Below are 10,824 nucleotides of genomic sequence, written 5' to 3' on the forward strand. Positions count from 1 at the left end.
AAAAAGAACCTCGCTTGACAGAGAGTATTTTTTACGGGCGGCAACCTCTAACAAAGTGCTTTATACTGTGCCATATCCTTGTGGTATAATAACCCACTTTTTTCTACAGGGTCATTGTCATGTTTGAGAATTTAACCGAGCGGTTGACGCATGCCTTTAAAACATTAAGCGGCCAGAGCCGTTTCACGGAAGAAAATACCCAGCAGGCTTTACGGGAAGTCCGCCTCTCTTTACTGGAAGCTGACGTGGCCCTGCCGGTCGTTAAGGATTTCATTGCCCAGATTAAAGAAAAAGCCTTGGGCCAGGACGTGGATGTCAATTTAAAACCGGATCAGGCCCTCGTTAAAATTGTGCACGATGAATTGGTGCATCTTCTTGGCGATACCCGTGCGGAACTGAATTTTAAAACTCAACCACCCGCTGTTTTCCTGATGGCGGGCCTGCAGGGTTCAGGTAAAACCACCACCACCGCCAAACTGGCTCGCTACCTCAAAGAAACCGAGAATAAAAAAGTCATGCTCGTCAGCGTGGACGTTTACCGCCCAGCCGCTATTGAGCAGCTACGCTTGCTGGCCGAGCAGCTGGATGTGGCCTTTTTTCCGGCTGAGAGTCATGAGCAGCCTGTCGACATTGCCCAAAGAGCCTTAGACAGCGCGCGCAAAAATTACGTGGATGTCGTCATTTTTGATACCGCCGGCCGCCTGCATGTTGATGCGGACATGATGTCGGAAATCAAAGCCATTCATAAAGCCATCAACCCGGTTGAAACCCTGTTTGTGGTCGACAGTATGACGGGACAGGATGCCGCCAATACGGCAAAAGCCTTTCATGAAGCCCTGCCGCTGACGGGGGTTATTCTGACCAAAACCGACGGTGATGCGCGTGGTGGCGCGGCCTTATCCGTCAAACAAATTACCGGACAACCCATTAAATTCATGGGTAGCGGTGAAAAAATCGATGCCCTTGAACCATTCCATCCCGATCGAGTTGCACAACGGATTCTGGGCATGGGAGACATTCTCACCCTGATTGAAGAAGTTGAGCGTAAAGCCGATAAAGCAACCAGTGAAAAGCTGGCTAAAAAACTTAAAAAGGGAAAAAGCTTTGATTTGGAGGACTTCAAGCAGCAACTGCTGCAGATGAATAACATGGGAGGCATTGCCGGCATGATGAGCAAACTGCCGGGTTTAAGCCAATTACCCAAACAGGCTCTGAATCAGGTGAATGATAAAGCCATGGCCCAAACCATCGCTATCATCAACTCAATGACCCCCAAAGAGCGGCGCATCCCCAAAATCATCGTCGGTTCCAGAAAGCGGCGTATCGCCCAGGGTTCAGGCACTCAGATTCAGGATGTTAATCGGCTGCTCAAGCAGTATGAACAAATGCAAAAAATGATGAAGAAATTCACCAAACCCGGTGCAATGCAAAAAATGATGCGGGGTATGGGCGGATTGGCCGGTATGAAAGGCATGTTTCCAGATGATTTTAAATAATTACTGGAAGCTCTTCCCATACCCAGTTAATTTTCGTACAATACACAGCATTTTTACGTAACCACTCTTACGAGGAAAACAATGGTCGTTATACGTTTATCACGAGGCGGCGCCAAAAAGCGTCCTTTTTATCACATGGTTGTTACCGATAGCCGCAGACGTCGCGATGGTAATTACATCGAGCGCATTGGTTACTACAACCCGGTCGCTCGTGGTCAGGAAATACCTTTACACGTTGAAATGGACAAATTGGCCCACTGGCAAAGTGTCGGTGCACAAATGTCTGATCGCGTCAGCCAGCTGATTAAACAACACAAGAAGAGCAAAGCCGCTGAGTAACGTGAAAAAGACGATTGATTGGGTTGTTATCGGCCGTTTCGGACGAGCTCATGGTGTTAAAGGATTGATTACAGTTCATTCATTCACAGAACCCCGTGATAATGTGTTGCGCTATACCGATTGGCATATGTTACGCAATAATCAATGGCAACCTGTTAATTTGCTACGCGTTGATGTCATTGACAAGCAAATTCTTGCGTTGGTTGAGGGTTATTCTGATCGTGATCAGGTGGCCGCCTTAACGAATCTGGATATTGCAGTCAGCAGTGAGCAGTTGCCTGAATTGCCTTCGGGTGATTACTACTGGCACCAGTTGATCGGACTGCAGGTCATGAACCAGCAGGGTGTCCTATTCGGCACAGTCACCGACATGATGCCGACAGGCTCGAATGATGTGATGGTGGTTGAGGGTGAAAAGCGCCACTTGATCCCCTACATTCCCGGGCGGTATGTTGTCCATGTCGATTTAGAAAAGCACGTGATTCTTGTCGACTGGGATGCTGATTTTTAAATGATTCATCTTGGCGTCATTACATTAATACCGGAGATGTTTGCGGTACTTGAAAAACATGGCGTTGTTGGCCGAGCCATCAGCCAGGGTATAGCCAGCGTTAATTACTGGAACCCGCGCGAGTGGGCTTCAAGGCCTTATCGGCAAGTCGATGACAAGCCTTACGGCGGCGGTCCGGGCATGGTCATGATGTATGAGCCATTGGCTTTGGCAATCCGGGAAGCCAGGCAACAGATGCCTGAGTCGTGCAAGACGGTTTATTTGAGCCCTCAGGGGCGGGCCATTAACCAGGGCGACTTGAATAAGATAGCCAGGGAGCAACAATCCTTGCTCTTTATTGCTGGCCGATACGAAGGAATTGATGAGCGAATCATCGAAAAGCATGTGGATGAAGAATGGTCCATCGGTGATTTTGTATTAAGCGGTGGTGAGTTGGCCGCGATGATTTTTATTGATGCCATTGTAAGACTGCTGCCGGGTAGCTTGGGCCATGCCGGTTCAGCTGAACAGGATTCGTTCATGAACGGCTTGCTGGATTACCCCCACTACACCAGGCCAGCCTCAATAGACGGCATGGGTGTACCGCCGGTCTTGTTAAATGGTAACCATCGCGACATTGAGCGTTGGCGGCGTAAACAGGCTTTAGGAAATACCTGGTTAAAGCGACCGGGTTTATTGGAAACGATTAAATTAAATGAATTCGACCAGCAGTTACTGGATGAATTTAAACGCGAACACGGTGATCCTGTTAATAGGGAACACCCATTTGAGGAGTAACCATGACTAACATCATTGATGAACTGAATGCCGAGCAAATGAGAGGCAAAAATATTCCTGAATTCAGCCCGGGCGACACTGTTCTCGTGCAGGTAAAAGTAAAAGAGGGAAGCCGTGAACGTCTTCAGGCTTTTGAAGGCATCGTGATTGCAAAGCGCAACCGTGGTCTCAACTCGGCCTTTACTGTTCGTAAAATCTCTCACAACGTGGGTGTAGAGCGTGTATTCCAGACTTACAGCCCCATCGTTGACAGCATTACCGTTAAACGCCGTGGTGATGTCCGACGCGCCAAGCTTTATTATTTACGTGATTTGGCCGGTCGTGCTGCCCGTATTAAAGAAAAACTGACGACCAGCAAGAAAGAAGGTTAATTGTAAAGGCGTCCTGCCATTGCAGGATGCCTTTTCTTCCTCCCGCTATGCTTAGTTTAACGGCTTATCAAACCCCTATTGGCTGGCTTAATGTCCAGTATGATGAGCATTTTGTTTTTCAAGCAGCATTCACTCATACCCCTCTTGAAACCCCTGCACCTCTTACATGCCCGGCCTTGTGCCGAACCATTGAGCATGAACTATCCAGTTACTTCCGCGATCCAAATCATCGCTTTCAGTTGCCTTTAAAACCATTGGGGACTCCGTATCAGCAACGCGTGTGGAATGCCCTGTTGGTCATCCCGGTAGGCCGCACGGTTACTTATGGCGAACTAGCCAATACCCTGCAATCCAGCCCCCGCGCGATTGGACAAGCCTGTAAAAGCAATCCCCTGGCTCTTTTCATCCCCTGCCATCGCGTTGTTGGCAAAGATAACCCAGGTGGGTACATGGGGCATGCGAAAGCATTAAATTACAAGCACGATCTATTAACGCATGAAGGTTACAGCTGAGGCCTCTGTTTATCTGGTTCGGTTTCTTTGGGCAACTCGACTTCAGCATGGGTGATCAAACGGGTCAGCCAATTCCCGATAAACAATTGAAAGGAGGCTTTGGTATTCTCGAGGAAATCCTCCACGACCCCTTTAGGTGACAATTGCGATAAAAACAAATTTTCTTCCCAGGGTTCTGGGCCCATTTGCCGTAGTTTATTGACATATTCTTTCAGAAAATTATCGGCTTCATCATGGCCGATTCTTTTTTGCAGTTGACTATACAAAGTCTGTACAATACCCGCCCTGAGTCCAAATGCCATACCGTTCTGGTTTTTTAATTCTTCGGCATAGCTTTGACACAGGTCCAACATGGCCAGGTGGTTTCGCGTGATTTGAATTTTTTTACAGAATGGATTACTTTTAGCGAGCAGTCTTAGTTTCTCAGCTTTCTTACCTAGTCCCTCACGGTTTATCGATGCAGTGAAGCTACTGGTTTCCTGTGAAATCAATTTTTCAATCGCGTGAAGATTAGTCATTAAGGGTTGTTGTTTATATTCACCCATGATGTGCAAATCCTCATAGACTAAGCATTGCATGGCGGCACTGACAAGCATGGTGGCGGCATAATCCAGCGTCCCCGGTAACACCGAGGGCTGTTCATTGATCAGGGCGTATAAAATGACAATGGAAGCGAGGTCCTTTTCTTGAGTAAAACCATGATTGATTAATTCATAAATAGCGACAGGCAGTAAATGATCAGCCGAGAGTTGTTCCTTTTTTCCACCATAGGATTGCTCGAGAAATAAAATCCATTCCAGTGCGTCTAATAACTGCCCTTGCCGCAATAAGGCTAAGTATTCCTCAGTCGATCCGAGCATTTCCTCTCCAATTTCGTCAGCAGGCTCTTAAAAAATAATCTATAGTCATAAAAGAGCTCTATCGATCGTCAGCATGCCCATCGGTTAATAATAAGAACAGGCAAGGAGCAAACCGCATGAAAACAATAAGTCTCGTAGTTATTTTAATCACATTGCCCCTAAGTACTGCAATGGCTAATTGCGATTTAACCCGGTTTCGCTGGGATTGTGATATTCCCATGCAAGTAAAACCCTCCCATGCGGCCCAATCATTGGTCTATTGCGGCAATACGTATGGGTACCTGACACCTGCACAATTCGATGTGTTAACCCGCTATCACCGCCGCAGCGTCAATATGGTATTGAAAATCAATGGCGAATACGTCGATAGCCCCTGTGTGCCAGCAAGAAAATACCCTTATTGGGATTAACAGGCTGTTAATTGCCCGTTTTTTGGGTAAAATTCCAGCATACCATGAATGCTTGAGGGTCGCTGTGCTTGATTTTACTCAACTGATTGAGGGTTTGCATACTGAAGGCTACTGGTTCATCGATAATTTTCTACCCGATGCCACCTGCCATCAATTACTTAAATTCGCCCAAACCATGGTGGAAACTGGTGAGTTTAAACAGGCTCGCATTGGCCGCCAGCTTAACGCTCTGCACGATCAAAGCATCCGGCGGGATAAAATCCGTTGGCTTTCCGATACACCCGAACATGAGGCCATCGAAACCTATTATACCGCCATACATCAATTAGCCAACGCACTGAATCAGGCTTTTTACTTAGGATTGGCCCATTTCGAAACCCATTTTGCCATTTATCAACCTGGGGATTTTTATCGTCGGCATGTTGATCAATTCAAAAATACCCGCGATAGACGCATTTCCTGTGTTTATTATTTAAACACAAGCTGGCAGACTGCATGGGGTGGTGAATTGAAGCTCTACAATCACCAGGATGAACCCCTGCAAACGGTGCTGCCTTTGGGTAACCGTTTCATCTGTTTTGACAGCCAACTCCCCCATGAAGTCTGCGAAACCCACGAAATGCGTTATAGCCTTGCCGGTTGGCTTAAAACACAACGCATGATCCTGGCTTAATTTATAAAATCCAAGAAACCTGATATTCTCGTGGGTAATGGGAATTCCTTCTTGTTTAAGCGATTATGCACGCCCTTGAAATAACTGATTTGCGTAAAACCTATGCCAACGGGGTAGAGGCTTTAAAAGGCATTGATTTAACCGTGGAAAAGGGTGACTTTTTTGCCTTGCTTGGCGCGAATGGCGCGGGCAAATCCACTACTATTGGTTTAATTACCACTTTAGTCACCAAAACCTCGGGAAAAATTTCTATTTATGGTTATGATCTCGATGAACGGCCCGACTATGCCAAGGCCTGTCTGGGTTTGGTACCGCAGGAATTCAATCTCAACATCTTTGAAGCCTGTGAGCAAATCCTGATTAATCAGGCCGGCTTTTACGGCATTGGCCGCAAGCAAGCCAAGGAGCAGGCCGGTATGCTTTTGCAACAACTGGGTTTGTGGGAAAAACGCCACAGCATCGTCCGTCATCTGTCCGGTGGTATGAAGCGGCGTTTAATGATTGCCCGCGCCTTGATTCATCAACCCAAGGTCTTGATTCTCGACGAACCCACCGCCGGCGTTGACATTGAAATCCGCCGCAGCATGTGGGATTTCCTGACAGAAACCAATGCCCAGGGGACAACCATTATTTTAACCACCCATTACCTGGAAGAAGCGGAACAATTGTGTAAAAACATTGCCATCATCGATCAAGGCCAGATTATCGAAAACACCTCCATGAGGGCCTTGTTGAAAACACTTCACCATCAGACCTTTGTATTGAATACGGAATCACCCATTGCCGCGCTGCCGCCACTTGAGCCGTTTAGTGCGACCCTGATTGATAATCATACGTTCGAATTACGGGTCGATAATCAGGTATCGTTAAACGACGTGTTTTCAGTATTGAGTGAGCAGGGGTTGCGTATCCATAGTTTGCGTAACAAAACCAATCGCCTGGAAGAACTTTTTCTGGATTTAATCAACCATGACCATTAACCGTCAATTTATCGCTCTCTACACGTTGGTACGACGTGAATTAGTCCGTATGTTTCGCATCGCAAGCCAGGTTTTTTTACCGCCGGTGATCACCACTGCCCTCTATTTTTTAATTTTTGGAACCTTAATCGGTGAGCGGATAGGGCCTGTCGGCGGTGTCTTGTATACCACGTTTATTGCTCCGGGCTTGATCATGATGTCGGTCATTACTAATGCTTACGGTAACGTCTCCACGTCCTTATTCAGCTCACGGTTTCAAAAAAATGTTGAAGAAATGCTGGTCAGCCCCATGCACGACAGTTTATTGCTGCTGGGTTACATCCTGGGCGGTATCCTGCGCGGAGTTATCGTGGCACTGCTTGTCTACGTCGTCTCCTGTTTTTTCGTGACAATAGAACTGTACAGCGTCGGCATGACCTGCCTGGTGGTTGTTCTCGTCTCGGCTATTTTTTCGCTGGCTGGCTTTACCAATGCCATGGTCGCCCGTAATTTTGATGACGTCATGATTATCCCGACCTTCGTATTAACCCCCCTGACCTATCTGGGCGGCGTCTTTTACTCAACCAGCATGCTGCCCGGCATCTGGCAGACAGTTTCTCATTTTAATCCCATTCTCTACATGGTAAATGCCTTGCGACACGCGATGATCAATCAGGACGAGATCCCCATGACCCAAGCCATGGTAGTCATTCTGGTCATGTTGTTTCTGTTGACCCTTCTCAACCTGTATCTGCTTAAAAAAGGCACGGGTTTACGGGATTAGCCTATGAAGAATCTGTACAAGACAGGTTAACCCGCACGGGAAGCCGAGCGGAAGCCTGATAGTTTCTCAATCCGCTCATGGGCAATTTTTTCATTGCCTTTTTGCTGCGTCGACAATCGGATATGCACATCGCATAAGCCGTGCTGCCTGTTAAAAAACAAGCCCTGGTAGTTTTCTCTGACAAAAGCCTGGCTTCGATTTAAGGTAAACTCCAGAGTAATGGCTTTAAACGCGTCCAGGAGCTTGGCTTTGGCGGCCTGCACCAGACGTTCCTTAATATCGGCAGTAAACTGCTTGCTATACCAGGATTCAGAGGCAGGGACATCAAGAAGCAACCAGTTTTGCGGCGTTGGATGATGCATGATTTTACTGATAATGCCTTTCTGTAAAAACTGCATTTTAGCCATGATTTTATGTTGACAGAAATTGCGTTGCAGAACACCATCGCCCGTTCCATCATTTGCTTTACGCTCAATGATGGTCAAGCAATGGCCGCGAAGTGCAATTCCGTCAAATTCCTGCCTGGACTTGGTTTCCGGATCAACCAGGGTAAACGATTTATACAGGCTCACCGACAGCTTTTCGCTAAAATCGGCGATGGTAAGCAATAGATCCTCACTAATATCGTGCGGATCGATACCGAAGAGTCTGCACGCGGTACGCTTTAGCGGCCCGAATTGCTCATTATCTCCGTCTAAATCTTCGTGACCACCAGCCGTCTCAAGGACCGCGGAAGTCAACGAGTCTATTGTTTCCTCTTCATCCGAATCGTAATCCAAAAAGGTATCGACAAAAGCCGCGTTGGACTCCGTCTCGGGATAACTATAAATCAGCGGGCCTGCCATTTTAAACAGAGCCAGATTATTTAACCATTCCTGTAAACGCCGCGCTTGCAACGGCAGATCCTCTAATTCTCGCAAGGCCTGGTGATAGTGGTAAAAACGTTCTGACGAACGCGGCAATGAATTTTCCAATTGTTCAATTTGTAATCCGGTTCCCTTTTTTAAATTCTGAATCGTCCTATCCAACAGCGCTAACTCGCTTTCCAGATGTTTCCGGCAGGAGGCCAATGCCTTATCACCCAGTTTAGCGTAATCCTTTTGCAGGCAACTGCGTATCGCTTCCTTTTCCTTTGTTAACAATTGCCTGATCCTGGAATAGCTGAATTCACATTGCCGCAATTTGTGATTAACAAAATCGACGAAATGGCGGGAATAGCGGGCATACTCACCGGTAAACCCGGTGTGATTTGGCAATAATTTAAGCTGATTGTTGAGCTTTGCCACCTCACCACGAAAAAATTTCTTTTCGGCCTCCAGGCATTGTATCTGTTCCTGTAACATCCCTATGGCACCGGTCTCCTGTGGCATTTCCTGCAGGCATTTTTTAAGAACCAGGATTTCCTTACTGATTGCTACCAATCGATTGCTTGAAAACGTCCTGTTTTTAAACAATTCCTTATCCTGCTCAGACAGAGCCGTGAGGTGAGCCAGCAGGAGCTCGAGCGTAACGTAATAAGCCCGGTATACAGCCGCTTCATCATGATCACTGACAGAAAAAATTTCTATTTCTTCATTGAGCAGTTTTTTGCGTTTGGTGTTGATTGCCTCATACATTTTTAAGTTGGTTTTAAACAGCTGAAGGCTTGTTGGACAGCCTTCCAATCGTCGACCTGTCAGGTGAATCCAGGCCTTATCCATGATTTTCAATGCCGCTCGGATGTCTTTCAGCTCGAGGATCGTGGACCTGAACTCTTCATCATGAGCCAAGGCTTCATAACATTGAGAGACTCGTTTCCCCAGTTCAGTCAAGGCATGAATCATCTTCAAAAAAAGTGCTTTTTGCTCTGCAAAATATTCTAAACCCAGCAGTTCATTGTAAATGCTATCAAAATATCGAATCAGAGCCGGAGGCACTCGGTGACTTCTTTTCTCCTGTGTTGACTCTGAACTGACATTGTCTGTTTCCGATTCAGGTCCAATTTCTGACACCAGATCATGAAAATAGTGACCGACCCCTTGGGGGCCTTCATGTTGAAGGACATCGTTCCAGTCGGTTCCCTCTAATTGGGGCTCTTTAACAACCACCTCGTAACCCGCGTCACTAAACAACTTCTGTGCTTCGAAAAATGCCTGATTAGCAGCGGAATTATCCTTATCATGATCCTTTAAAAAGACCACTCTTGCACCGGGAGGATAATGGGTTTTCACATACCCCAATACTGTCGGCAAGGCATCAACACCCAGCGACGCAAGGATAGCGTGCTGTTCCCTGACTTCATCGATAACGGCAACACTGGCCGCCGTTTCAACCCCTTCCGCAAGGTAGACCGTATCGCGAAAAACACCTGGATTGATAAGGGCTGCCTGACCCGAACGGGGTGGATTGCTAGCTCCAATGTATGTTTTACAATAGAAATGGCGCGATGAACCTTGTGCTTTCTGACCGTCTACCCCCACTTGAATGAGGTGTACGCCAATTAATTTATTATCGAGATCATGAACAGGGGTGACCACATAATCACGGTAAGGTTTGTTTTCATCCAGCGCTTTAATGCCCAAAGGGCCACGTAAGTGTTTGAACGAAAGGCTTCGGGCAACGGCCGCAGGAATTTTCCGCACGTCGACCAGGTACTTTTCTGCTGGGGTGTTGGCAATGGGTTGAGACGATTCCCACAAATGACTTGCAAGCGCTATCTTTTTTTCATCAACGATAAAGGCCTGTAGTTCCGTAATGGATTTGATGCGCATGATGGATAAATTAAAATCAAATTGTCTTTTAATATCTCACAAATAGATTAAGAAAAGCTTAACCGGCTGCACTTACCAAGATTGATGCAGGGTTATCCAGCACCCGTTGGCATCTGGTGCTGTGCGAGAGAGATTGACACGGTCGTTGGGCTGGAATAGGAACCCTATGTTGCAAGGAGAGTCCTATATTGGAGGCCGATCAAAATGATCCAAAGCAATCGTTAACGCTATTTCTTTGAGTAACTTATCGGTCACATAGGAGGCAATCATCGCCCTATCTCATCTGGTATCACATTAAAAAAATTGAATTGGGTCTGTAAATAATTTTGTGTAATTAGTCATAGTATATAATCTGTCGGCGCTGGATAGTGTTGACAATATG

The 10,824-nt window shown here is 46.7% G+C and carries 12 protein-coding genes; 10 read left to right on the forward strand and 2 right to left on the reverse strand.

The genetic code is table 11. The annotated features are described in order from the left end of the window. Window positions 1-119 precede the first annotated feature (119 nt). The 6 genes from ffh to Lery_RS00810 all read left to right on the forward strand — a co-directional run bounded on the left by ffh (window position 120) and on the right by Lery_RS00810 (window position 4,006). The gene (gene ffh / locus Lery_RS00785; RefSeq protein WP_058525340.1) at window positions 120-1,496 is read left to right on the forward strand and encodes a signal recognition particle protein; all 1,377 of its coding nucleotides are present in this window, start codon (window positions 120-122) and stop codon (window positions 1,494-1,496) included. An 81-nt stretch (window positions 1,497-1,577) separates the two neighbouring features. Continuing rightward, the gene (gene rpsP, locus Lery_RS00790) at window positions 1,578-1,835 is read left to right on the forward strand and encodes a 30S ribosomal protein S16 (RefSeq protein WP_058525341.1); all 258 of its coding nucleotides are present in this window, start codon (window positions 1,578-1,580) and stop codon (window positions 1,833-1,835) included. 1 nt (window position 1,836) lies between these two features. Next, a complete protein-coding gene (gene rimM, locus Lery_RS00795) occupies window positions 1,837-2,346 on the forward strand; it encodes a ribosome maturation factor RimM (RefSeq protein WP_058525342.1) in 510 nt (169 codons plus the stop codon). Further along, window positions 2,347-3,123, forward strand: a complete 777-nt coding sequence (gene trmD, locus Lery_RS00800) for a tRNA (guanosine(37)-N1)-methyltransferase TrmD (RefSeq protein ID WP_058525343.1) — start codon at window positions 2,347-2,349, stop codon at window positions 3,121-3,123. Between the two features lie 2 nt (window positions 3,124-3,125). Next, entirely contained in the window at window positions 3,126-3,494 is a 369-nt protein-coding gene (gene rplS / locus Lery_RS00805) for a 50S ribosomal protein L19 (RefSeq protein WP_058525344.1), read from the forward strand. Window positions 3,495-3,541: 47 nt separating this feature from the next. Beyond that, complete coding sequence (locus tag Lery_RS00810; RefSeq protein WP_058525345.1) at window positions 3,542-4,006, forward strand: methylated-DNA--[protein]-cysteine S-methyltransferase; 465 nt, start codon at window positions 3,542-3,544, stop codon at window positions 4,004-4,006. Here Lery_RS00810 and Lery_RS00815 read toward each other — a convergent pair. Beyond that, entirely contained in the window at window positions 3,997-4,866 is an 870-nt protein-coding gene (locus Lery_RS00815; protein WP_058525346.1) for a helical bundle domain-containing protein, read from the reverse strand. The genes Lery_RS00810 and Lery_RS00815 overlap by 10 nt on opposite strands. Before the next feature lie 116 nt (window positions 4,867-4,982). On the opposite strand from Lery_RS00815, the gene Lery_RS00820 reads away from it, so the two are divergent. The 4 genes from Lery_RS00820 to Lery_RS00835 all read left to right on the forward strand — a co-directional run bounded on the left by Lery_RS00820 (window position 4,983) and on the right by Lery_RS00835 (window position 7,692). After that, window positions 4,983-5,276 carry a hypothetical protein gene (locus Lery_RS00820; protein ID WP_058525347.1) on the forward strand — a complete coding sequence of 98 codons (294 nt, stop codon included), beginning with the start codon at window positions 4,983-4,985 and terminating at the stop codon, window positions 5,274-5,276. Window positions 5,277-5,340: 64 nt separating this feature from the next. Beyond that, on the forward strand, window positions 5,341-5,949 hold the full coding sequence (locus Lery_RS00825) for a 2OG-Fe(II) oxygenase (RefSeq protein WP_058525356.1): 609 nt from the start codon (window positions 5,341-5,343) through the stop codon (window positions 5,947-5,949). A gap of 65 nt (window positions 5,950-6,014) precedes the next feature. Next, a complete protein-coding gene (locus Lery_RS00830; protein ID WP_058525348.1) occupies window positions 6,015-6,929 on the forward strand; it encodes an ABC transporter ATP-binding protein in 915 nt (304 codons plus the stop codon). Beyond that, window positions 6,919-7,692 (forward strand): ABC transporter permease, encoded by a 774-nt coding sequence (locus Lery_RS00835; protein WP_058525349.1) that lies wholly within the window; start codon window positions 6,919-6,921, stop codon window positions 7,690-7,692. The genes Lery_RS00830 and Lery_RS00835 overlap by 11 nt, the downstream gene beginning before the upstream one ends. A gap of 26 nt (window positions 7,693-7,718) precedes the next feature. Here Lery_RS00835 and Lery_RS00840 read toward each other — a convergent pair whose 3' ends face one another. After that, complete coding sequence (locus Lery_RS00840; RefSeq protein WP_058525350.1) at window positions 7,719-10,442, reverse strand: toprim domain-containing protein; 2,724 nt, start codon at window positions 10,440-10,442, stop codon at window positions 7,719-7,721. Window positions 10,443-10,824: the final 382 nt, after the last annotated feature.

Source organism: Legionella erythra (assembly GCF_001467615.1).
GTDB lineage: Bacteria > Pseudomonadota > Gammaproteobacteria > Legionellales > Legionellaceae > Legionella_C > Legionella_C erythra.